Origin of the sequence: Grimontia sp. SpTr1, assembly GCF_947387585.1 — a bacterium.
Classification (GTDB): Bacteria; Pseudomonadota; Gammaproteobacteria; order Enterobacterales; family Vibrionaceae; genus Enterovibrio; species Enterovibrio indicus.
In genome coordinates this window covers 100,897-124,437 of the sequence record NZ_CANDOD010000014.1, presented here as the reverse complement: position 1 = coordinate 124,437, position 23,541 = coordinate 100,897, and the positions used below count along the sequence as shown (strand labels likewise).

Sequence of the window (23,541 nt, the reverse complement as noted above, 5' to 3'; positions counted from 1 at the left end):
AAACGGCGCTATATAACAGCGCCGTTGTTATTTGTCAGAACAGCAATAGATTTTAAGGTCGGGCTCCCTAACCCACAGCTGAAAACTGCACAAGATAGGTCGAAAGCGGCGGCCAGAAAGCGATGATCATCCATGCCACCATCAGTGCAAACAGATACGGCATTACGTATTTCACAATGGTGAAATACGGTATTCCCGTGATCCCGCTGGCAACATACAAGTTCAACCCATAAGGTGGCGTGATAAACCCAATGGCATCACCAACCAAGAAGATCACGGCGAAATGAATCGGATCCACCCCCACGCTGTAAGCAATTGGCGCCAGAATAGGGGCAAGAATGATGGTATTGGGCAGGCTTTCTAACACCGTTCCGGCCAACAACACCAACATCATGCAGGCAATCAAAACAAACGTTGGGTCACCAATGGCAGACATCCATCCACGCACCACTTCACCAGCACCCAATAGGGAAAGCAACTGTTGCATCACAACGGATATCGCGATCAGTGGTGCCAGCATGCCCGTGATTTGCCCTGAACGCAGTAAGATGTTCGGCAACTCGCGCAGTTTGATTTGTCGCGTGATCAGCACACCCGCTATCAAACAGAAACCCACCGTGACACCGGCTGCTTCCGTTGGAGAAAAGGCTCCGGAATAGATGCCGTATATCACTATTCCGATGGCAATTAAGCCGAGGTAGGCTTTTAAACCGGTTTGAAAGATACGCTTGGGCTCAAACTTGATTAGGTTACCCCATCCATTCTTCTTACAGACGATGTAGCACGCCAACTGCATTGCAATAACCATGAGTAAGCCAGGTAACATTCCACCAACGAACAAGTCGCTGATCGAAAGATCGAGCAGGAAGCCATAAACAATGAAAATGATGCTTGGCGGAATAATGATACCCACTGTGCCGCCCGCCGCAGCGGTGGCAGCAGCAAAACGTTCATCATAGTTATTCTTCGCCATCTCTGGCTGCATGATGGAACCGATGGTCGCAGTCGTCCCTGCATTGGAACCGGAAATAGCGGCGAACATTCCGCACGCACCAATGGTGGCCATTCCCAAGCCCCCTCTCACCCATCCTAAAATGGAATAGGCAAAATCAGACATACGTTTGGCGATGCCGGCAGCATTGATTAAGTCTCCTGTCATGATGAAGAGTGGCAAGGCCAGTAAGCCAAAGAAGTTCAAACCTTCAAATAATGTCACGCCAATGTTGGCAAGGGTAAAATCGATAACGAGGCTACATCCTACAACCCAAAAACCAATCACAAGAAAAATTGGAACGCCGATGATAAATAGCAGTGTGACACCGAGAGAAATCAGCGTAATGAGAGTGCCGTCTTCCATATCCTGCTCCTAATCCAGTAGTGATGCTTGGAGCACGAAAGGCTCTTTACGCTGATATTGCTTAATGTCTTGAGCGAGATTCTGCAGCACACGAATGACGATCAGCCCCCAGGCAAGCGGCGTTGCTAGGTAAAACCACCATTCCATGACATCATCCGTTCCACCCACAATGGCGAAATTGTCATAAGCAATGTAGGTTTGACTCGTTGCGTGATAGATCACGATGATGGCGAAGGCAATCCAGAGCACCGCATCCAGAACCAAGCAGTAAAATTGATGTTTGTAGGAGAGTCGCGAACGAATTTCGGTTAAGGCTAGATGCGTACGTTTTTTGATGTTGTATGAAGCACCAAACCACGTCACCCACAAGAAAAGCAGTACAGGCACTGTCGTGCTCCAGGGCACTTGTTGGTTGAACAGAAACCGCCGAACAACCTCTACAAAAATTATCCCAGCCATACTTGAGTAGGTGATCAAGATGATGACCTTTTCCGAGTTTTCATCTAACCATTTGAGCAAGGTTTGTAGCGGTTTCATGCTGACCTCACAGAGTTTGAAGTAAAGACACGCACAGGCCTGTTTGCGGATGTGGTTTCACATCAGCAAGCAGACACTGTGCGACCCTATTTAGCTCATCCACCAGCGTTGTGGCGGCACATTAACAGCGGAAGTGTCGCGCGGAATTTCTCGCGCAATATCGTAGATTTCTTGGTAGGTATCGTGTCCCCCGGACCACTTATTCAAACGGTCACGCCACTGTTCCCAAGGTTCTGGATTGAACTCTGGCGAACACATTTCTTCCGCTTTACGAAGTTCAGCATCAGACAAAGTGGCAACTCGGGTATTGTTTTCAGCGAAGATGGTGCCCGCACGTGGCGGGTTCGTTGCACCGATGACGTCAGTCAGTGCCGCCTCATTCATGCCCTGTGTGAAAATCTGAGCGACATACGCTGATTCCATGACATCATCCTGAAGATCAGAGCCCAACTTATCAAACACCGGTAGACTCATTGCGGTGTGCTCTGTACCGGAGAAAAACTTGAGGTCAACACACTGCGACACCACCGGTGCCATACCCGCATAAGCCACCGCCCCCATCCAAGTTTCTGCCCCATCGATAAGCCCTTGTTTCAGACCATCCAGGGTTTCTTCCCAAGCAATCGGTACTGGGTTGAGGTTCATCAACTGCATGGCGATACGCCCCAATTGCGTACCCGTTACACGGTTTTTCGTGCCCGCTAACTGGTCGATCGACGTGACGAGAGGCTTGTCTTTCCATTTCAAGCCAAGCTGGATACCTCGCAGCTCGCAATGGGTAAACAGGAATTGCATTTTATGACGCTGACGCAACGGCTCTCTAAACAGGGGCTCGCTTTTCTTGCTGTAGAAAAAATGAAACTGAGATGCGCGGGAAGGGAACATGTAGGCGTAATCCAATACATTGAGATACGGCGCACCACCCGCTGAGTTCTGGGTTGAAGCAGAATACATATCGATGATGCCCTGCTGTGTTTTCTTCACACAATTGGTTTGCCCGCATATCTGATTACTGCCAATGAACTCAACGCGAATTGCGCCGTTTGTCCGCTCCTCCAGATCTCTTGCAAAGAAAAGCTGCGCCGACTTTTGAATATCGAGGTTCTTCTCATTAAACCCGGATGCACCAAATTTAAGTTGAAATTTAGGTGGCGCAGAATAGCGTTCCTTTTGGGTATTTTCGGCTGCTCGTGCCAGTGAAGATACCGTGGCACCTGCTCCCAAAGTACCTGCTGCGATAAGGGTGGAGGTCATCCCAAAATGGGCTGACACCTTCATAAAATCTCGCCGCGTGAGTTTTTCCCGATTTTTGCTCATGCTCGCACTCCTTTGTGTTGGCTGTCGCTCAAACGTTTACGCTGGCATGCCCACATTTGCGTTCTCAAACAGAGCCTTCTGCGTTCAATCATCACGCTCTGAAATTCAAGCAATCCAACGTTCAGTGGAAAATTTTTGCTCCGTGTTTTTGGTAACGCTTCAACCACCCCATGTTAAAGAATGGTTAAAAAATGAACCGGAACATTCCATTTATGGCATAGAAAAATCAAAATTCAAGCCTTGACTATAAAAATCGAGATAACTAGTCTCATATTTTAATGTTTGAGAATTTTCGATTTCGCGCTGGATCGGGAGCATCTCGCCTTGAATACATGACAGTTACTCGTGAACAGGGAGAAGGGAAAAGATGGGATTATCTTCAAATCATTACGATTTTATTGTTGTTGGAGCTGGATCTGCCGGGTGTGTTCTTGCCAATCGTCTGTCTAAAAACCCATCGGTCCGGGTCCTTTTGATAGAAGCTGGAGGGAAGGATAACAATCCCTGGTTGCATATACCGGTGGGGTATTTCAAGACCATGCACAACCCAAAAACAGATTGGTGCTATCTCACAGAACCTGATCCGGGTATCAATTCTCGCCAATTGCAGTGGCCAAGAGGAAAAGTGTTAGGAGGCTCCAGTGCTCTGAATGGGCTGTTGTATGTTCGCGGACAAGCGGAAGATTATGATCATTGGGCAGCGCTCGGAAACCAGGGGTGGTCGTATCAGGAGGTGCTTCCCTACTTCAAAAAGTCAGAAGATCAGGAACGCGGTTCCGACGAGTATCACGGTGTAAATGGCCCACAGAAAGTCAGCGATTTGCGCTTACGCCGCCCGATTGCCGATCACTTCATCAACGCCGCGACCGCGCTGGGTATACCTTATAACCCTGACTGCAATGGCGAAGTCCAAGAGGGTGTCGGTTACTTCCAACAAACCGCATATAAAGGCTTCCGCTGGAGTACAGCAAAATCCTTCTTGCGCCCCGCTAAGCATAGAGAAAACCTGAATATTCTCACCAATCACCATGTATCAAAAGTGCTCTTTGAGAACAAAACTGCCACCGGCGTTGAAGTACTCAAAGAGGGTGCTAAAAAGCAAATTATGGCGAGTCGGGAAGTCATTCTGAGCGCCGGTGCCATTGGCTCGCCACAGTTACTTCAACTTTCAGGAATCGGTCCAGCTTCTCTGCTTAACGCTCTGGGCATTGCGATTGTTCAAGACTTGCCTGGTGTGGGTGAAAATCTGCAAGACCATCTTCAGGTGAGATTGGTCTTTAAAACCAGTGAGCGCACACTCAATGACGAATTGAATAGTCTGACGAAACGAGTGATGGTGGCGCTGCAATACCTCTTTAACCGAACAGGTCCACTCACTCTGGCAGCAAGCCAAGTCACCATTTTCACACAGTCCGACCCAAGCTTATCGCGTCCAGACATTCAGTTTCACATGCAACCGCTTAGCGCCGACAAACCCGGGGATGGCGTACACCCCTTTTCAGCGTTTACTGCGTCAGTGTGTCAACTTCGACCTTATAGCCGCGGGAGTGTAAAAATCACGTCGACAGATCCTCTAAAACATCCAGCCATTCAGCCCTGCTATCTGTCTGATGAGCGCGACCAGACTGTGATTATCAATGCCATTAAAGTTGCTAGAAAGATAGCGAGTACGCCTCCGCTTTCAGAGCATGTGCTAAGCGAATATGTGCCAGGTGAAAAATTCCAATCAGATGAAGAGTTGTTGGCAGCAGCCAGAGAATACAGCCAAACCATTTATCACCCAACCAGTACCTGCAAAATGGGGGTTGATGAGATGGCTGTGGTAAACCCAAGATTGCAGGTTTATGGCGTTAAGAACTTACGTGTTGTAGATGCTTCAATCATGCCGGAAATAGCATCAGGTAACACAAATGCACCCACTATCATGATTGCAGAAAAGGCCTCTGACATGATTCTGGAAGACCATGGTTTCGCGCAGTAACGGGCTGTTCAGACTGCGCCGAAGAAAGTGTTCGCCATCAAGAATGGGGAGAGTCTGCTGGCTATTTGGTTTCAGTTTACCCTTTTCGCTCACCAGACTCTAAATTAGCGAGTTTTACTCAATCGTCAGTTATACCAAATTCCGCGACAGCTAGACGCTGGGCAGCACGGCGAAGTAGCGGCAAATACTGTCTTAACTCTTCTGTCGTTTTACGCGCAGAAGGTGCATGAACGGCGACAGTAAAAGCGACGCGGTTATCGTTGTTGATCACGGGAACCGCGATTGCCACCATATCATCAAGAAACTCACCAGAATCCACACCCACGCCATCTTCGGCTATCTTCGCCAAATGCGCTTCCAACTGAGTGAGATCCGTGATGGTTTGCGACGTCTCGCGAGTCAGGTTCATGCTTTTTAACAGTCGTTTGCGCGTTGCAGCCTTCATATCTGCGAGGAACAGCTTACCCGATGCTGTGCAATGCAGTGGGTAATGCGCACCGACAGGCAAATGAATGCGATATGGCCAGTTAGTCTCAACACGTTCCAGATAGAGAATTTCATAGCCATCCAAAATCGTCAAGTTACAGGTTTCACCTATCTCGTCAGAGAGCTCTTTCAGAATGGTATAGCGATGTGCATTGATAGAAGAATTTTTAAGAGTGGCTCTGGCCAAATCTAACAAACGAGTGCCAGCGGTGAAACGCTTTCCATCAGGTTCACGCTGCAACAATCCATCCTCTTCCAGTTGTTGCGCGATACGATGAACGGTTTGTTTTGGTAGATCTAACTCTTCAGCAAGATAGACACTGGAAAGTGGCTTTTCAGCCTTCACAATTTTTTCAAGGATATGAAAGCCACGAATAAGCGTTGATTGTGTTTCCTTCATTCTGCCCCTCCGTTTGTTGTTTGTTCTTTTTAGGAACGCGAGAAATGAAATATAAAACTATCTTGATTTTATTAATTGGACACAAAAATCGCCAACACAACGCTAATAATTGAGACATTGAGTCCTGAATACCCACTCAATTTCAATGTTGGACGGGAGATACAGCATTGGGAGAGAAAGCCCGTATTTGGCGATTTAACCGTTGGCCTCAACGCCACGAATAGTTTGTATGATTTTCTGAGGTTAGTTTTGAAAAAAAGCCGCTGACTCTCATCAGCGGCTTTTCGTACTCAATTCAGCTATTGTGGATTAGTTAGAAAACCCAGCAGCTTGTGAGGCAATAACAAATTCTTCGTTGGTTGGATTTCTATTCGTATCGCTTGAATAAACGATGTATTTAGTTAGTCGCTCTAAGCGACTGCGAAGCCATTGAATCCCGAATTTTTCAAGCGGCATCCTGTCACCCACTACCCGACCAATTGATAAAACCACCAGCGCAGCCAATGGCTGCGCTGAATGGTTTTTGGACAGAAGCGGCTTTTTCGCTGCAGAACATGTGTAACTTCGTGGTTGACCAACCGTACGACCTCATCACTTGTTTCCTCTACTCCATCCATTACAGCGGCAGTATTGAAAACCTGCGCGCATGTATTGAAAGCGCGCACGCTGCAATGGTAGATGGTGGTGTGTTCTGCTTCAACGCGGTCGCGAAAAATCTGATCAACAACGGCTCCTTCGTGCGTCATATTGTTCAGCATGAAGGCAGTGAGTTTGCTTTCAAATCGGGCTGGTTCTACGGCGGTGAGGGCGACAAGCAAGCGCTCAAGCTCAGCATTGAAAAGACCACAGACAAAGTCACCGAAGAATGGCACGACGAGCACCCAATGGTCGCGATAACCTTCCAAGAACTCACTGAGCTGTTAGCGCCTTACTTTGAAGTGACGGTATTCGAGCACGACTACGAAAAGCTGGAGATGTGGGGTAACGCGTCAGGTAACGCTATTTTCGTTTGTGTGAAACGCTAGGCTGTGCTGCTCTATTTCTATTGTACATCACTCCTCTAATAACATACTCAACGCCTCGAAGCACGGGTTGACTTAAAGAGGAGTGAATAGAAACCGCTCTTTCACTTATCAGTCCCATCACTCATATCACTGGTATCAAAAATGCCTCATAGCTGGTTGCAATCTCACATCCAACAAGGCTTGGGCTTGATTTTGTCGTGTTTACCAGCAAAATGCCTTTTTTAGCCCTCTGATTGAGTCATCGATGACAAAAAAGCTCACCATATTGGATATCGCAAAACTGGCTGGCGTTGGTAAGTCGACGGTTTCCCGTGTGTTGAACAACGATTCTCGCGTTAAAGATGAGACACGTGATCTCGTTCAGTCCGTTATTGCTCAACATGGTTTTTCTCCCTCCAAGTCAGCACAATCCATGCGGGCAGGTCGTTCCCGCCTGATTGGAGTTATTGTCGCTAAACTCGATTCCAGTGCCGAAAACGCAGCGGTAAGCGGTATTCTTTCAACGCTCTATGCGCAGGGTTATGATGCTGCCATCATGGAAAGCCAGTTCGATGCAGCCCTCACCGCAGAGCATATCGAGGTACTCAAACGCCGGAATGCTGATGGTATTATCATGTTTGGCTTCTCGGATTTTGATGTCGACCAGCTCTCTCCTTTTGAAGAAAGATGTGTAGTAATGGCGGTAGATACCGATCGCTTCAGCTCTGTCAGCTATGACAACCGTGGCGCTGTCGAACAATTGATGACTCATTTTTATGACGAAGGCTTGAGGTACATCAGCTACCTGGGGGTCAGCCCTAAAGACTTAACAACGGGTAAAGCGCGACTCGACAGCTACCTCTGTTTTTGCCACTCACACGGGCTTGACCCCGTATGGAATACCGCTGAGGTGACACTGGACAGTGGTTATCAGAACACCGACGCGCTAATTCGAAGAGAAACCCAAGCCGTTGTCTGCGCGTCTGACACATTGGCGCTCGCCGTGGGTAAACGATTACAGGATATTGGCCGTTCAGACATTCGTCTCGGCGGCATTGGTAACCACCAACTGCTTCGGTTTGTATTTCCACAATCTATTAGTGTGGACTTAGGTTACCGACAAGCGGGCGAGGCGGCAGCGAAACAGCTTCTCACTCAACTCGAAAACCCAAAGAAAGCAAACTCTTACCATTTTTTACAGCCCAGTAGACTCTTGCTGACCGACAACGACTAAGCGCTGTTCCCCATTTATCCCGATCGACTGCTTTGTGAGCTAAATCCTGTTTTGGGAATGTTCCCACGGCATCCTGAGCAAAGCCTGATATATTTTTGGGAACGGTTCCAAAAGCTAACCATGAATATCAACATGCAGGGATTAAGACTATGAGTAGCATTACGGCAAAAGGGGTTGACGACCTTATCCGTTTAGTCGGCGGAAGAGAGAACATAGCAACAGTGAGTCATTGCTTGACGAGGCTTAGGTTCGTGCTAAATCAGACGGAGAAGGCTGATGCCAAAGCAATAGAGAAATTGCCAATGGTGAAAGGCTGTTTCACCAATGCCGGGCAGTTTCAGGTCGTAATCGGCACGGACGTCGATCAAGCATTCAAGCTACTGGAGCAACAAGCTGGCATCAAAGGTGAATCAAAGGAAGCAGCAAAGAAAGCAGCCCGACAGAACATGAATGTGTTGGAGCGTGCCATATCACACCTCGCAGAAATTTTTGTTCCCCTTCTGCCCGCTATTATCACGGGGGGACTGATCCTCGGTTTTCGCAATGTCATCGGCGATGTGGAAATGTTCGGAGGGAAAACACTCATCGAAACCAGCGAGTTCTGGGCAACCTCACACAGCTTTTTATGGTTGATTGGTGAAGCCGTGTTCTTCTTCCTGCCTGTCGGAATATGTTGGTCCACCGTCAACAAGCTGGGTGGCACACCCATATTAGGAATTGTCTTAGGAGTAACCTTGGTTTCTCCACAACTGATGAACGCCTACCTCATTGGCACACAAGCCCCTGAAGTCTGGGATTTTGGCGCCTTCGCTATTGAACAGGTGGGATATCAGGCACAAGTAATACCCGCTATTTTCGCCGGTATGGCCCTCGCGTTTATTGAAACACACCTAAAGCGCATTATTCCGTCTTACCTCTATCTCGTTGTCGTGCCTTTTCTTGCCCTGACCACTGCTGTCATTCTAGCTCACAGCATCATTGGTCCAATCGGCCGTGAAATTGGAAGTGGTGTTGCCTTTTTAGCTCGCGCCGCCATGACGGGTGACTATGCGTTTATTGGTGCAGCCATCTTTGGATTCCTCTATTCCCCTTTAGTGATCACCGGTGTCCACCACACAACCAATGCAGTCGACCTTCAACTGATGCAGGAAATGGGAGGTACACCTATTTGGCCTATCGTTGCCCTCTCCAACATGGCACAAGCCTCGGCGGTACTCGGAATTATCATTATCAGTAAGAAAAAAAATGAACGCGAAATCTCGGTCCCGGCGGCCATTTCCGCTTACCTCGGTGTCACAGAGCCCGCCATGTACGGAATCAACCTTAAATACGGCTTCCCCATGTTGTCAGCCATGATTGGGGCGTCGATGGCAGCAGCGTTATGTGGCTTTGCTGGTGTGATGGCAAACGGCATTGGCGTGGGCGGATTGCCGGCCATCTTATCAATACAAAGTCAGTACTGGAGTGTATATGGCATCGCCATGTTAATAGCCATTTTTGTCCCTATGTTGCTGACAATCATGACTTACAAGCAACAGGAACGAACTGGGAAACTGGCATTAGCCTAATGCAGAACCCAATGAATACGAAGAGAGAAGCCATGTCTAAGACAAATGAATGGTGGCGTTCAGCCACCATTTATCAAATATACCCAAAGAGCTTTTGCGACACTACAGGTTCAGGCTCAGGCGATATCAAAGGAATTATCAGCAAGCTGGATTACCTCTGTTATCTGGGTATTGATGCAATTTGGATCACGCCAATCTACCAATCACCACAAATCGATAATGGTTACGATGTATCTGATTTTTACACCATTTCACCAGAATACGGCACCATGGATGACTTTGATGACCTGCTGGCTCAAGCGCACAGCCGTGGTCTTCGCGTGATCATGGACATGGTGTTCAACCACACCTCGACGGCTCACCCCTGGTTTCAATCTGCACTTGAGTCAAAAGACAATCCCTATCGTGATTTCTATATTTGGCGCGATCCGGTCAATGGGCAGCCCCCCAATAACTGGCAGTCCAAATTTGGTGACAGTGCCTGGGAGCTTGATGCCCATAGCGGGCAGTACTACCTACATTTATTCGCGAAGGAGCAGGCGGATTTAAACTGGGAAAACCCGGCAGTACGCCAAAATATCAAAAACATCATGCAATTTTGGGCCGAGAAAGGAGTAGATGGTTTTCGACTCGACGTCATCAACCTTATTTCCAAACAGCAGGATTTCCCTGATGACAACGAGGGGGATGGACGACGATTTTACACCGATGGTCCAAAGGTTCACAAATACCTTCAAGAGATGAACAAAGCCATCTTCCAGCGATATGGTGTAGTGACCGTCGGTGAAATGTCATCAACCTCATTGGAGCACTGTCGACAGTATTCATCCCTGTCGGGCAAAGAGTTATCGATGGTATTCAACTTCCATCATCTCAAAGTAGATTATCCCTGTGGCGAAAAATGGCAGTTGGAGCCTTTCGATTTCCTTCAAATGAAGAAAATTTTCCGTGATTGGCAACAGGGACTTTTCAATCAGGGATGGAACGCGCTTTTTTGGTGCAATCATGACCAACCCAGAATTGTTAGTCGTTTTGGTTGCGATAAGAAGTTTCGCGTCGAATCCGCGAAGATGTTAGCCACCGCTATCCACCTTATGCAAGGGACACCATACATTTATCAAGGTGAAGAGCTGGGCATGACCAATCCCAACTTCCAGAATATCGACGATTACAGGGATGTTGAAAGCCTCAATGCCTATCATATGCTCATTGCGAAAGGACTGCCCAAGGAGGAGGTCTTAACGATACTGAGCGCTAAATCTCGGGACAATTCGCGTACGCCGATGCACTGGAATGATAGCAAAAATGCAGGGTTCACAACTGGCACGCCTTGGATCAATTGCGCGAGTAACTCAGTTGAGATCAATGCAAAACAGTCGATCGAAGATAATAAGTCCGTTTTTTATCATTATCGGGATTTAATTCGATTAAGAAAGTCAATAAGCATCATTACAGATGGGGATTATGAAGATCTTCTCCCATACCATCTCGACATTTTTTGTTATCGAAGAAAGAATGATAAAAACGAAATGGTTGTACTCAATAATTTCAGACCCTACCATGTCACCCTGGATAATTTCGGTATAAGCTTGAGTGGCGGGGATGTACTTATTCAAAACTATAAGGATTTCGTAAATATCGAAAGCGTATCATCTTTGACATTGAGACCATTCGAGAGCGTCGCTATATTATTTTAAAAAAGACGGCAAATATCGTTGTATAAATAATCAATGCTCTCACTTCGAAAATTTCCGGCGGTTACTTTCCACATGATAAGTTCTTTCCGCCGGATGCCTTCCTCAATTTTCTAAAATCACACGCCAACACAGCCTCCTAAGAGACAAAGTGTAACCTCTTGAATTTATCCCAAATGCCAGCATGATAGAGCAACTTTCTACGATTGCTTCATTTGCGCTCTCGAACGTTGGTCGCCTGCCCTCGCGCAGCAATCGTTGTCATCATTTACACCCAAGGATTTGTTGATCATTAACCAAAGAGATAAATCGCTAATAATGGCGAACATTATGATAATAATTAATGCGTGATATAAAAAATTCAAATATCACTGACAAAGTAAAAATTCCTCAAGAATGTCTTGACTTGCCTATTATATAAAACACCTACTAATTGCACGCAACTAATTACATTAACAAACAATTCACCACCCTAATATCAAGATTGTAATTCCGCCCAGAAAATTAGACCATGAAAACCAATTCACTTTGTGACCGGTTTTATTTCCTTGTTGATGTTTGTCACCTTTTCACCCTATCAACCCCAATTTTAGCAAATTTAAAAATATTCATTTAGATCGCTTTGTACGAGCATAAATGTGAAAAGAAAATAACAAGGAGTAAGGCATGAAAAAAGTAACCCCCCTAACACTTGCTGTTATGTGTGTTTTGTCCAGTGCGTCCGCATCAGCAGTAGAATTCACTGGCTACGCGCGTGCTGGTACCGCAATCAGCGGTGATGGTGTAGGTGACCAGTCATTCGCGAAAAATGCTATCGGTCGCTTGGGCAATGAGGGCGACAATTACTACGAGTTTGGCTTCGTTCAAATGCTGCAGGAAGGTGCACAAAACTGGCAACTGACAGCGATGTTGTCGAAAGGGGATGATGGCCGCAGCAGCTGGGAAACCGACGTCTCTGACGGTGATGATTCGGTCAATGTGCCGCAATTTTACGTGACGGCGTCCGGGTTGTTTGCGTCAGCGCCGGAAGCTGTACTTTGGGGTGGAAAACGCTTTTATCAACGTAAAGACGTACACATCACAGATTTCTTCTTCCTCAATAATTCAGGCACGGGTGGCGGTATCGAGAATATTCGAGTCGGCGATCAATCACTGTCTCTGGCATTCATTCAGGATGGAAAAACCGACAACTCGACAGGCTACTTAGTTGACGCACGTCTGGCTGATATCCCGCTTTGGGACAGCGCGACACTCGAATTGATTGGCGTTTATAACTTTGCCACAGAACAGGATGAACGAAATGAAGTGTCAGACGACGGCATTTTCCTCACTGGGATCATCCACCAAAACCTTAAGAACGGCTTCAACCAAACAGCCTTTCAATATGGTACTGCCGGCTATGGTGATCAGCTTGCTAATTTTGGCCAGGGAACAGGCTACGCGCGCGGGAGTGATGTGCAAAATGATGCAAGTGGCTTTCGAATCATTAACTGGGGTGTGGTGAGTTTTGGCGAAGCGTGGGAAATGGGACACCAACTCTCCTACCACCGTGGCATAGACCTGAACAATGGCAAAGGGAACTCTGATTTGTTTTCGGCGGTCGTGCGTCCAATGTACAAATGGAGCGATACACAAAGAACCATTGCTGAACTTGGTTACTTCTCAAAAACTGAGGACGGAAAACAAGACCAAGGTGGAAGCAAGTTCACACTCGCTCAGGCCTGGTCAATGGGTGATAGCTTTTGGGCAAGACCCGAAATCCGATTCTATGGCAGCTACATGACCGACAGAGATGGCAATAGATTTGGCAGTAAAGGCGACTCTGAATTCGTTACTGGTGTTCAAATGGAAGTCTGGTTCTAATCATTCATCGTTTTCATACTGCCAATAGCCTTTCCGTTGCGACAGACAGGACAGGCTTTGTTCATCAATGCTGCCAGTCATTGGTGTTTTTTTAGCCGCGACTTGGCTGTGAACCGTTCTCAATTGTTTTACCGTGTACTTGTGCTACGCTATATTGGGAACGGTTCCAATGCTTTTTGCTGCGCCACCTTACTGGGAGCCGTTCAACTTCAAATCGACAATTGTTGGTTTAAGGAAACCAACTCTGTACAGCCATTTTTTAGCTCACCCGTTGAGCGAATAGGTATGATTGGTAAGGGCAGGGAAGATGGAGAGAAGGATAAATCAAGCGTCATTTGCTTCGCAGCCTTTATTGGACCTCTGCTGGGTGAGATGCTTCGTTACGGTTGCTCAGTACGGTTCAGTCACTGAAGCTGCAAAATATATGGCGTTATCTCAGGCTGCCGCGTCTTTGCAACTCAAAAAACTGGAGGAAGTCGTCGGAACCAAATTGGTGCAACGTACATCTCATGGTGTTAGCCTGACACCGGCTGGCGCAAGGTTGCTCCCTCACTCCCTTCGATTGCTGGAGACTAATCGCGAAGCTCTATTTGCAACACGCGAAAACAACAAGCCAACAATCCTATCCTTGGGGGTACCGGCGGAAATCATTCATCCCTCGATACCCAGAGCCGTTCGTGCATTCAAACGCTCAGGCAACCACCAGGTAAACGTAGTGACTTCAGACGCAAGCCAGCTGCAAGCGGCTTTCGAGCAGTCAGAGTTAGATATTGTTCTTTCAATTGACCCCTTTCCCATACCTGATGGCAGAGTGTTAGCTATTCGAAAACTCGTATGGCTATGTGCTCAGGACAGCGAAAGTTGTTATCAGCGCCCGCTGCCCATCATCTATCGGCAGAAGTGCGAGATTAGTGTCTTGGTTGAAAACACGCTTCGCCGTTCAGGTATTTCAACAGATAGAGTGCACGAAGCAAGAGATACCGATGAAGCCGTGTTGTATGTAGCGGGTGATGAGGGTCTCTTCTTCTCATTGTCTTCCGTGCTTCAAGACGGATTAGTCAAGGCCCCGGTCTCAGCGCAGCTGCCCAAACTGCCAAATGTATATATCAATCTTCGCATGCGGGATTTGAAGCTGGAGATCCTCCGGATGTTGACACTGTGTTTGGTCGAGGCATTCTCTACCGAAAACCACTGATACCCGCGATTGTATTTGGACATAAAAAGACCCCCAATAATAGGTTGTCCAACTATTGGGGGTCAGTTCAATCAGCGGCTTTTCTTTTTTAGCTTCTCGCGCTTAATTACTTTGTAAATTCAGCGGCTTGAGAGGCAATCACGAATTCTTCGTTGGTTGGGATAACAATCGCAACCGCGCCAAGCATGTCAGATTTAGCAATAACACCGCCGTTGCCGAAACGTGCTGCTTCGTTACCTGCTTCATCTTCCACAAAGCCCAGAAGCTTCAGGTTCTTCAGGATTTCACGACGGATAGGCAGTGAGTTCTCACCGATACCACCGGTAAAGATGATCGCGTCGATGCTATCCAAAGGAATCATGTAAGAACCAATGTACTTGGCTACACGGTAAGTGAAGACTTCGAACGCCAGTTTCGCACCTTCATGACCACTTTCCATCGCTTCCAGAATGCCGCGCGCATCTGAAGTCAGGCCTGATACACCCAAGAAACCTGATTTCTTGTTCAGAGCTTCGAACACTTGCTCCTGGCTCCAGCCTTTCTTCAGCAGGAATTCAATAATACCTGGGTCAAGGTCACCACAACGGGTGCCCATCATCAGACCTGAAAGCGGAGTGAAGCCCATGGAAGTATCAACAGACTGACCATTTCGAACCGCACACACAGAAGCGCCGTTGCCCAGGTGAACAGAGATGAAGTTAGCTTCTTCAACTTGTTTGCCCAGCTGTTTTGCTGCTTCGCGAGTCACGAAGTAGTGGCTGGTACCGTGGAAACCGTAGCGACGAATACCGTAGTCCGTGTACAACTCGTTAGAGATGGCACCAGTGAATGCCTTCTGCGGCATGCTTTGGTGGAAAGCGGTGTCGAACACTGCCACCTGAGGCAGCGCTGGGAAAGCTTTCATTGCCGCACGGATACCCATCACGTTAGCTGGGTTGTGCAGCGGCGCAAGATCGCTCAGTGCTTCAATTTCTGCCAATACGTCTTCGTTCAGAAGCGTCGCATCAGCAAATTTCTCGCCGCCGTGAACAACACGGTGGCCAATTGCAACCAGTTGGCTGCCAACATCCATGCTCTCCACCAGCTCAACAATCAGGCTTACTGCTTTCTCGTGATGGTTACCACCTTGTTCCAGCATGGCTTCTTGCTTGTCTTGGCCTTCGCGTTTCCAGCTAATGCGCGCATCTTCTAGGCCGAAGCACTCGCCCAGACCAGAAAGAATCGCTTCTCCGGTTTGTGCGTTCATCAATGCGAATTTAAGAGAGGAACTGCCCGCGTTAAGGACCAGTACTAGTGAATTGCTCATGAAAAATCTCGTTGGCAAATGGGTGTAGGATTCGAACTCGAGAGCCCATTATTAAATTAATTTTGAACAATTCAACTTAAATTTGAATGAGAAGCCCTTTTTTGGCCTTTTACTGTTTCAGATCAAAAATAGGCTCCTAACGCACAGAAAACGGGCACTTTAGAAGAAAGTGAAGGACACAAAAAAGGCTCCTTCAAGAGGAGCCTCAGAAATCTGTCGAGCTGGCTTTATCAAGCCATGGTAAGTAAGGATTTACCCAGCAGCCACTCGAGGTCCTTTTCAAACTCTTCACCATAGCGGTTGCAGCAGACATCATGCAGTTTTCTGCTGGCATGACTGGTGAATTCCACGGCATTTTCCGACGAAACAGTGTGTAGAAAAAAGAGACGGAGAACGGCAATAAAACGGTTGTCTGAGCGAAGGGCTGTCAGCCAGCTTTCTATAAAAGAACGCTTATCGCCTTCCAAGTCCAATCTGTCAATCAGGATGCCTAGTAGCCTGTCATCCAAGCGAGTGATGAAATCCGTTTTCTTTGGAAAGTGATGGCTAATTCCCGTTCTGGAAATCCCCGTTTGCTGGCTCAGCGTGGTATACGACATCTTGTCATATCCCAAGGTCACCAACTGATCGACCACTGCATCCAGAATTAACCTGATGGTTACTTCTGTATCTTCTTTGCTTCTCTTTGGCATAGCTTTATCCCTGTTTTTTGGCTTCCGTAAGCTTTAACAATCAAGACATCACTACTACCGCTGTTAACGCTGTTGTTAGTATGGATTTCACGTATGTAGAGCTTGATTATGTTGGTACAAAGAGGGTTTACCGACTACCGACCCTTAACTTAACAGTCTTAAAGATAGTACATCCGTATAAATTATGAGCCATATAGATGCAAAAAAGATGAGAAGCGTGAAGGGCATTGCATAAGCTGGACCAACAAGTGTTATCAAGGTGTAACACGCTGAAAGACAAATGCTATTCTTGTCAGTAAATCTCTAACGCTGATTGTTGCAGCGTTACATGCATCATAATTTGAACAAGCGTTTGAATTAATAGCTTGACCCTTGTCCTATAAGACGCCTAATTTAACAAACTAGTAACATAGAATTAAAAACAAACTCTTTTCCCTACAGTTATACGGGGTCCTTTTATGGCTCAACAAAAACCATATCTACAAATGCTGCGCTGGGCTGAAGAACGCCCCAATGAAATCTTTCTTCGACAGATCATTAACCGGAAGTTCAACGACTTCACCTACTCCGATGTCGTTGACCAAGCGTTACGTATCGTCACTGCCCTGCGTGGCATGGGTCTCGAGCCAGGAGATCGCGTCGCACTGGTCTCAAAAAACTGTGCAGAGTGGTTCACCGCTGACTTAGCGATGATGCTCGGCAGCTACATCAGTGTGCCTATCTTCCCAACAGCCGGTACGGAAACCATCTCTCATGTGCTTGATCACAGTGAATCCAAAGCCCTGTTCGTGGGTAAATTGGATGACACACAAGCACTGAAGGATTCTTTAGTTGATCGTGCAGATATTCCTACCATTGCTTTCCCTTACCCAACCATTAATTGCGGTTACGATTGGAAAGACTTGATTGCCCAAAACGATCGTGCGGACGTGAAGCCTGATCACCAAGACGATGAACTGATGTCTATTGTTTATACCTCGGGCACTTCAGGCTTACCGAAAGGTGCAATGCTGACTTACGGTGCACATGCTTGGTCTGCGCAGCAATTGATTAATCACATTGGTATGCGTGAAGGCGAGCGACTGTTCTCTTACCTTCCTCTGGCGCATATCACAGAGCGCGTCTATATCATGGCGACGGCAATGAATGCAGGTATCTGCACAGCCTTCCCTGAGTCGCTCGATACCTTCATTGAAGACGTGAAGATGCATCGCCCTACCCTGTTTATTTCGGTGCCTCGCTTGTGGACGCTGTTCCAGCAACGTATTCAAGAAAAACTGCCAGATAGCAAACTTAACTTCCTGCTTAAGCTGCCTATCATTTCTGGCCTGATTAAGAAGAAAGTGGCAACGAATCTCGGTTTGGATCAGGCTCGTGTTCTGGGATGTGGTTCAGCGCCGGTTTCCGCTGCGTTGCTGCGCTGGTATGAAAAACTGGGGCTTAACATTACTGAAGCCTGGGGTATGACCGAATCCTACGCTTACAGCACCCTGAACTATCCGTTCCGCAGTGACAAAATTGGCTCAGTGGGTAACGCAGGACCGGGTGTTGAAATCAAAATTGCGGAAGACGAAGAAATTCTGGTTCGCAGCCAAGGTTTGTTCACCGGTTACTACAAAAACCCTGAGGCATCTGCTGAAACCATTGTTGATGGCTGGTTGCACACAGGCGATATCGGCTTCTTAGATAACGAAGGCTTTCTCACCATCCAAGGCCGCAAGAATGACACCTTCAAGACAGCGAAAGGTAAATTTGTTGCGCCAGTGCCTATCGAGAAGCGTTTGTTCGAGCTCAGCAATATAGAAATGATGTGTCTGGTGGGGTCTGGTATGCCAGGGCCTATCCTGCTGGCGTTGCCACACCACTTCCCTGATTTTGACAAAGAACGCTATGAGCGCCGTGTGAAGAAAGTGATTGATACCATTAATGGCGAATTGGAATCACACGCGAAAATCAAAGGCGTGTTAATGATCAAAGAGCCATGGAGCATCGAAAATGGCCTTCTGACGCCAACACTCAAAATCCGCCGTCATCTGTTAGAGAAGAAATACCACGACACAGGTGCGAACTGGCCATCTGGCACATTGGTTCAATGGGAAGAGTAAGCCTCGATAAATAAGCATGGAAAGCGCGGGTTTTGCCCCGCGCTTTTTTAGTTTGGGTATAGCAAAACGGATCACCACCTTCTTTCAAAATTCTTTTTAGAAAGCCCTACTTTTTACAAGCTCTAATGTAGTAATATTACATAAATTCCAACATACAGATGCTAGGGAAATACCCAACCAGCAGCTGTTATTGAGAGAGAAAGTGATGAGCCAAGAAGAATACCAAGTATGCGATGCCTGCGGTGTAACAGCAGAAATGGGCTTTGTTATCGGTGAAGGTGACGAAGTGGCAGAAGTTGAAATCTTCGCTGAAGATAAGGCTTCGGCTGTTGCTGAATTTCAACGTTATCTGGATCTAGCAAAGCAGGTAAATGACAAGGTTATCCACGATCTTGATGAAAATGCCGAGCTTTCACTGAACCCGCTGGCCGTTAAACTCAAGTTCGAATGCAGCGCTGAAAAGCTGATTTTTGAACTGCGCAGTCGCTCGCTGTAAATTGCATTCAAAAAAAAGCCGCGTACCAACGCGGCTTTTTATTACCTCACTGAAAGTCAGAACAGCTCTGGAGTTTCATCCACTTCATCGACGCCCAGAGATTCAATGACCACTTCTAATTTGCTCGCAGCGGCTTCATATTCGAACTTGCGAATTGCATCTTCCACACCGGAGAGATCCACCTCCATGCCTTTCGAGTTCTCTTTGATGCCAGTGATGAAATCTACCGCCTGAGTATCAAAGTTGTTCAGCAAAATCTTCAACTGTTCGAGCTCAATACGGAACTCTCTTGGCGTGTAACCGGCAAACGCCTGAACCTCTTCTTTTTCTTCTTCGGGTTCTGCACCCGGAATGTAGGATTGAATTTCCTGCAAGCACTGCTCGATTTTATCCATCAGCGATGCTTCCATTTTCAGCTCCGAGCCCGCTTGGTCTTCAAGGTTCCCTGCGAGTACCGCCAGGCCTTTCGCCGACACATTAGCGGCAGCGCCTTTCAGAGAGTGGGCAAACATTTCAACTTCATCCCTCTCTTCATTGGCGAGTTGTTCGCGGACCTTGTCGATCACCGCCAGCTTGGTTTCCGTAAACGCCGTGATCACTTTCCAGTAGGCATCCACATTGCCGCCAATCCGTGTAATCCCCTCATTTGCGTCCAGCACGAGCGGGTCGATGTTGTCCATATCTGCCGTTGGCGTTTCTTCTTTTTTGCCATTGAGCGCTACGGAAGATTTCACCGCTTCTTTCGATGCAGACGTCCAACGCTGAATAGCTTTGAGCAGCTCATTCACATCAATAGGTTTGGAAACGTGGTCATTCATCCCCGCTTCCTTACATTGCTTCACATCCCGCTCCATGGCATTCGCTGTCATCGCAACAATTGGCAAGCTGGCAAGGGCTTCGATTTCTCGTATTTTCCGAGTTGCTGTCAGGCCATCCATCACTGGCATTTGCATGTCCATCAACACGATGTCGAATTGCTGTTCTTGCACCATATCCAGCGCCACCTGACCATTATCTGCCACCTCAATGGTCGGGTTGAATTGTTCAAGAATCCCTTTCGCCACCTCCTGGTTAATCATGTTGTCTTCAACCAGTAAGATAGTCAGCCCAGTAAAGTCGATTTCCTCAGTTTCATCTTTTTCCGCTTCACGACAGTTGGCTAGTTTCATTTCTTCCCTGCCAAAGGCTTCCATCAGCGCATCAAACAAAGATGATGGGTTGATGGGCTTCACCAATGACGCGTCAAAGACTTTCTGGACTTCTTCATTGATCAAGCCAGAGTCCTCACCATAGGCACTGGCAAGAATGACTTTTGGCATCTTGTTCAGAGGTTTATCGCGAATTTGTAGTGTCGCTTCATCGCCGTTAATGCCTGGCATTTTCCAGTCCATGACAACCACATCAAAGCCGTCATGGCTCTTATCTGCGGACTCCACTTCGTAAACCGCTTCTTCACCATTCGAAACGGCTGCCACGCGCAGATCGAGGTTATCCAGCAGCGCATACATGATGTCGCGGGACGCTTGGTTATCATCCACCACCAGCACGCGTTTATCATGAAGAATCGTGGTACGTGCAACTTGCTCTTTGATGCTGGATTCACTGCGGCCACAACGGATGGTGAACGAGAAGGTCGATCCTTTACCTGGTTCACTTTCCACCCAGATTCGACCACCCATAAGTTCGACAAAGCTCTTCGAAATGGTCAAGCCGAGGCCAGTACCACCGTATTTGCGGGTAATGGAGCCGTCAGCTTGCGAGAACGACTGGAACAAACGACCCAGTTGCTCCTCGCTCATACCAATACCGGAGTCCTGAATGTCGAACTGAACTTCGATGATCTCGTTAGCATCACTGACTTTGCGGGCACGAATGATGATTTCGCCCGTTTCAGTGAACTTCACGGAGTTACCAGTCAGGTTAATGATGATTTGTCCCAAACGAAGCGGGTCACCCACCAAGTCGTCTGGGAGATCTGGGTCGATATCAAAGATAAGCTCCAGATCTTTTTCTTTCGCTTTCACAGAAATGATGTTGCTGATGTTGTCTAACACCTCACTGAATCGGAACTCGATATGTTCAACGGTGAGTTTGCCCGCTTCAATTTTCGAGAAGTCGAGAATGTCGTTGATGATGCCCAGCAGGGATTTACCGGCTTTCTCGATGTTCCCGACATAGTTGCGCTGTTTATCGTTCAAATCTGTCAGCAACGCAAGATGAGACATACCGAGAATCGCATTCATTGGCGTACGGATCTCATGGCTCATATTCGCCAGGAATTCCCCTTTCGCTTTACTTGCTTCGGTGGCCTGATCTTTCGCCGCAATCAAATCAGATTCGAGGCGTTTCTGGGTCGTCACGTCTACGAACAGGCCGACAATACCCATTGGTTCCCCATCACCGCCGAAATACGTCGCTTCGTAAACGGTCAGTATCCGGACATCGCCACTCGCATTGGCCAGTTCAATGTCATAAGCCGTAGATCCCGAGTTTTCAAGAAGCTCTTTTTCTTTTTCAACAAACATGGTGGCGACATCATTGTCGAAAAGCTCTGCAGGTGTTTTATCCACGACGTCGACAAAGAAGAGACCAAGGAAATCGGTGAACGCATCATTAACACCGATGTAAGTGCCTTCGGTATCGCGGAAGTAGGTTGGATTGGGAATGGCGTTGATGATTTGTTGATTAAGTTTGAGCTGTTCGGAAACGCGTTGTTCGGCTTCCATTTGAAGTTCAGCATTGATGGTCAACTGAATGCCGACAGCCAAATCTTCCTGCACTTCGTTGAGCCAGTCTATTTCTTTGTCAGAAAGTAAACGCACTGAACCTAACTCAAGCACGCCGACCATTTCGTTATTCACAATCAGTGGAATGAAATACATTTCACTCAAAGAAAGTTTGCCCACTGGCAAGGTCAAAGCGAAGTGGTCTTTGTCGTTGCGAATCCTTAGCGTTTCTTTTGTGACCAGAATAGTGCGGTGGAAAGAAACGGTTTCTTTCTGCATCGCTTCAGATTGCTCATCAACACCGACGCCACCGACCAGATTCATGCTGTCATTTCTTACGACATAAAGCGCCGCATACGGTAACTCGAGGCGTTGAGAAAAGAAATTCGCGACTTGGAAGCCAAGTTCTTCCATGCCAGAACAACCGCGAATCAAGTCTGAAAATGCTTTAACCTGGCGGCTGAATTCAAAGCGTTCCGCAATTTCACGTAACACTTCATTTTGCGCCTGGGCAAGATCTTTCAGCTCGCCCTGTCTATCAACATCCAACTTAAATTCAAATTCTTTGTCGCGCACCTTGCTGACAATCGTGCTTCGGATGTTATCCAATGGTTTGAGGAAGCGGAACCAAAGTAATGTGGTTGTAGCAAGCACCGCAATCAATAACATGCCAGCCATGGTAATGGCGATGCCATCCATATTGGCGCGCTCTTGTTTCAAGACTTTTAGGTCTTCGGAAGTCTTTTTATCAATCGCATCATAGAAAGCACCAATAGGCCCCATGATTTTGTTGGTGGCGTGAATATAGTCCGGTCCAAATAGCATTTGCCGAGCAAGTTCTGGGTCTGGAATCACACGTTCGATGCCACGGGCTGTACGTTTTCGGCCTTGGATCAAGTCCATGGCCGTTTGCTCAATGCTGATGAGATCCTGTGAGCGTGAGAGCGCTTGGGTCAAGAAAGACATGTGCGCTTCGCTGATCCCAGACTCACGCATCCTCGCTAGCAGTGAGGGATGGGCGGGACGGTTTGGGATATTGGGCTCAATAATTTCTTTATTGGGATCAGACTGCTGTGACCAGTAGTCAAAATTGTAATTGTCAGGTGTAGCCAGTTGCCCATTACGCACCGCCTCAACCTGTTCGAACAGATAGCGCCAACGATTGTTGGATGTCACTGCGTAACTACGCGCAAATTTTGTCAGAAGTTCAGAGCTATGTTTCAGCTCAATGGCCAATTTGTATTGCTGATAACGCTGCTCATAGATGGCGTTGATTTGCTGAGTCAACGAATCAGAACGCAAATGGGCGATGATGATTGCTACGCCGAGAAAAAGAATTAATCCCATCAACGCGAAAAAGATGTGGCGTATAGATCTCATTTTGTCTCCAAATTCTCTATATGGTGACACTCATATCAAATAAGAGTAGACCCCACTTGCTGCTTGATAAAGTGAGAAGGGGCAAAACCTGTTTGCACTTATTGACTTAACTCAGAATAAATGGGCTACTGTCATCGAATAAAAATTAAACAAAGCGTTTCTATTACCTGCCCGCCCCTACGTTTGGTGGTTTGCCCGCA

15 protein-coding genes and 1 pseudogene are annotated in these 23,541 nt (G+C 47.3%); 9 read left to right on the top strand and 7 right to left on the bottom strand.

Annotated elements, in window-relative coordinates:
* Positions 1-67: 67 nt before the first annotated feature.
* The 3 genes from QL223_RS18620 to dctP form a co-directional block, all read right to left on the bottom strand.
* Positions 68-1,357, bottom strand: coding sequence for a TRAP transporter large permease (locus tag QL223_RS18620; protein WP_002538689.1), 1,290 nt, complete (start codon positions 1,355-1,357; stop codon positions 68-70).
* Between the two features lie 9 nt (positions 1,358-1,366).
* A complete protein-coding gene (locus tag QL223_RS18615; protein ID WP_281545593.1) occupies positions 1,367-1,894 on the bottom strand; it encodes a TRAP transporter small permease in 528 nt (175 codons plus the stop codon).
* A 90-nt stretch (positions 1,895-1,984) separates the two neighbouring features.
* A complete protein-coding gene (dctP, locus tag QL223_RS18610) occupies positions 1,985-3,148 on the bottom strand; it encodes a TRAP transporter substrate-binding protein DctP (protein WP_348651398.1) in 1,164 nt (387 codons plus the stop codon).
* 430 nt (positions 3,149-3,578) lie between these two features.
* Between dctP and QL223_RS18605 the strand changes: the two genes are divergently transcribed.
* On the top strand, positions 3,579-5,192 hold the full coding sequence (locus QL223_RS18605) for a choline dehydrogenase (RefSeq protein WP_002538683.1): 1,614 nt from the start codon (positions 3,579-3,581) through the stop codon (positions 5,190-5,192).
* 118 nt (positions 5,193-5,310) lie between these two features.
* Here QL223_RS18605 and QL223_RS18600 read toward each other — a convergent pair whose 3' ends face one another.
* Positions 5,311-6,078, bottom strand: coding sequence for an IclR family transcriptional regulator (locus tag QL223_RS18600; RefSeq protein WP_002538680.1), 768 nt, complete (start codon positions 6,076-6,078; stop codon positions 5,311-5,313).
* 530 nt (positions 6,079-6,608) lie between these two features.
* Here QL223_RS18600 and QL223_RS18595 point away from each other — a divergent pair.
* From QL223_RS18595 to QL223_RS18570, 6 genes and pseudogenes are all read left to right on the top strand, one after another.
* Positions 6,609-7,103: pseudogene (locus tag QL223_RS18595) on the top strand (SAM-dependent methyltransferase); the annotation flags it as partial.
* A gap of 244 nt (positions 7,104-7,347) precedes the next feature.
* The gene (gene treR / locus QL223_RS18590; RefSeq protein WP_002538676.1) at positions 7,348-8,316 is read left to right on the top strand and encodes a trehalose operon repressor TreR; all 969 of its coding nucleotides are present in this window, start codon (positions 7,348-7,350) and stop codon (positions 8,314-8,316) included.
* Between the two features lie 149 nt (positions 8,317-8,465).
* Positions 8,466-9,884, top strand: coding sequence for a PTS trehalose transporter subunit IIBC (treB, locus tag QL223_RS18585; RefSeq protein ID WP_281545592.1), 1,419 nt, complete (start codon positions 8,466-8,468; stop codon positions 9,882-9,884).
* A gap of 32 nt (positions 9,885-9,916) precedes the next feature.
* Positions 9,917-11,581 (top strand): alpha,alpha-phosphotrehalase, encoded by a 1,665-nt coding sequence (gene treC, locus QL223_RS18580; protein WP_002538673.1) that lies wholly within the window; start codon positions 9,917-9,919, stop codon positions 11,579-11,581.
* 663 nt (positions 11,582-12,244) lie between these two features.
* On the top strand, positions 12,245-13,441 hold the full coding sequence (locus QL223_RS18575) for a carbohydrate porin (protein ID WP_002538670.1): 1,197 nt from the start codon (positions 12,245-12,247) through the stop codon (positions 13,439-13,441).
* 367 nt (positions 13,442-13,808) lie between these two features.
* Positions 13,809-14,636, top strand: coding sequence for a LysR family transcriptional regulator (locus tag QL223_RS18570; protein WP_160167788.1), 828 nt, complete (start codon positions 13,809-13,811; stop codon positions 14,634-14,636).
* 106 nt (positions 14,637-14,742) lie between these two features.
* On the opposite strand, the gene QL223_RS18565 is transcribed toward QL223_RS18570, so the two are convergent.
* Complete coding sequence (locus QL223_RS18565; protein WP_039849978.1) at positions 14,743-15,942, bottom strand: acetate/propionate family kinase; 1,200 nt, start codon at positions 15,940-15,942, stop codon at positions 14,743-14,745.
* A gap of 230 nt (positions 15,943-16,172) precedes the next feature.
* Positions 16,173-16,634, bottom strand: coding sequence for a TetR/AcrR family transcriptional regulator (locus QL223_RS18560; protein WP_002538662.1), 462 nt, complete (start codon positions 16,632-16,634; stop codon positions 16,173-16,175).
* Between the two features lie 458 nt (positions 16,635-17,092).
* Here QL223_RS18560 and QL223_RS18555 point away from each other — a divergent pair, with 458 nt between their 5' ends.
* Together QL223_RS18555 and QL223_RS18550 are read left to right on the top strand one after the other, a co-directional pair.
* A complete protein-coding gene (locus QL223_RS18555; protein WP_281545591.1) occupies positions 17,093-18,739 on the top strand; it encodes an AMP-binding protein in 1,647 nt (548 codons plus the stop codon).
* Between the two features lie 205 nt (positions 18,740-18,944).
* A complete protein-coding gene (locus tag QL223_RS18550) occupies positions 18,945-19,235 on the top strand; it encodes a DUF406 family protein (RefSeq protein WP_002538659.1) in 291 nt (96 codons plus the stop codon).
* Between the two features lie 56 nt (positions 19,236-19,291).
* Here QL223_RS18550 and QL223_RS18545 read toward each other — a convergent pair whose 3' ends face one another.
* Entirely contained in the window at positions 19,292-23,341 is a 4,050-nt protein-coding gene (locus tag QL223_RS18545; RefSeq protein WP_039849976.1) for a response regulator, read from the bottom strand.
* Between the last annotated feature and the right edge of the window lie 200 nt (positions 23,342-23,541).

What these genes read in the sequence shown, in the direction of transcription:
- QL223_RS18620 (WP_002538689.1), bottom strand. Translation starts at nt 1,357, where the DNA reads ATGGAAGACGGCACTCTCATTACGCTGATTTCTCTCGGTGTCACACTG.
- QL223_RS18615 (WP_281545593.1), bottom strand. Translation starts at nt 1,894, where the DNA reads ATGAAACCGCTACAAACCTTGCTCAAATGGTTAGATGAAAACTCGGAA.
- dctP (WP_348651398.1), bottom strand. Translation starts at nt 3,148, where the DNA reads ATGACCTCCACCCTTATCGCAGCAGGTACTTTGGGAGCAGGTGCCACG.
- QL223_RS18605 (WP_002538683.1), top strand. Translation starts at nt 3,579, where the DNA reads ATGGGATTATCTTCAAATCATTACGATTTTATTGTTGTTGGAGCTGGA.
- QL223_RS18600 (WP_002538680.1), bottom strand. Translation starts at nt 6,078, where the DNA reads ATGAAGGAAACACAATCAACGCTTATTCGTGGCTTTCATATCCTTGAA.
- treR (WP_002538676.1), top strand. Translation starts at nt 7,348, where the DNA reads ATGACAAAAAAGCTCACCATATTGGATATCGCAAAACTGGCTGGCGTT.
- treB (WP_281545592.1), top strand. Translation starts at nt 8,466, where the DNA reads ATGAGTAGCATTACGGCAAAAGGGGTTGACGACCTTATCCGTTTAGTC.
- treC (WP_002538673.1), top strand. Translation starts at nt 9,917, where the DNA reads ATGTCTAAGACAAATGAATGGTGGCGTTCAGCCACCATTTATCAAATA.
- QL223_RS18575 (WP_002538670.1), top strand. Translation starts at nt 12,245, where the DNA reads ATGAAAAAAGTAACCCCCCTAACACTTGCTGTTATGTGTGTTTTGTCC.
- QL223_RS18565 (WP_039849978.1), bottom strand. Translation starts at nt 15,942, where the DNA reads ATGAGCAATTCACTAGTACTGGTCCTTAACGCGGGCAGTTCCTCTCTT.
- QL223_RS18560 (WP_002538662.1), bottom strand. Translation starts at nt 16,634, where the DNA reads ATGCCAAAGAGAAGCAAAGAAGATACAGAAGTAACCATCAGGTTAATT.
- QL223_RS18555 (WP_281545591.1), top strand. Translation starts at nt 17,093, where the DNA reads ATGGCTCAACAAAAACCATATCTACAAATGCTGCGCTGGGCTGAAGAA.
- QL223_RS18550 (WP_002538659.1), top strand. Translation starts at nt 18,945, where the DNA reads ATGAGCCAAGAAGAATACCAAGTATGCGATGCCTGCGGTGTAACAGCA.
- QL223_RS18545 (WP_039849976.1), bottom strand. Translation starts at nt 23,341, where the DNA reads ATGAGATCTATACGCCACATCTTTTTCGCGTTGATGGGATTAATTCTT.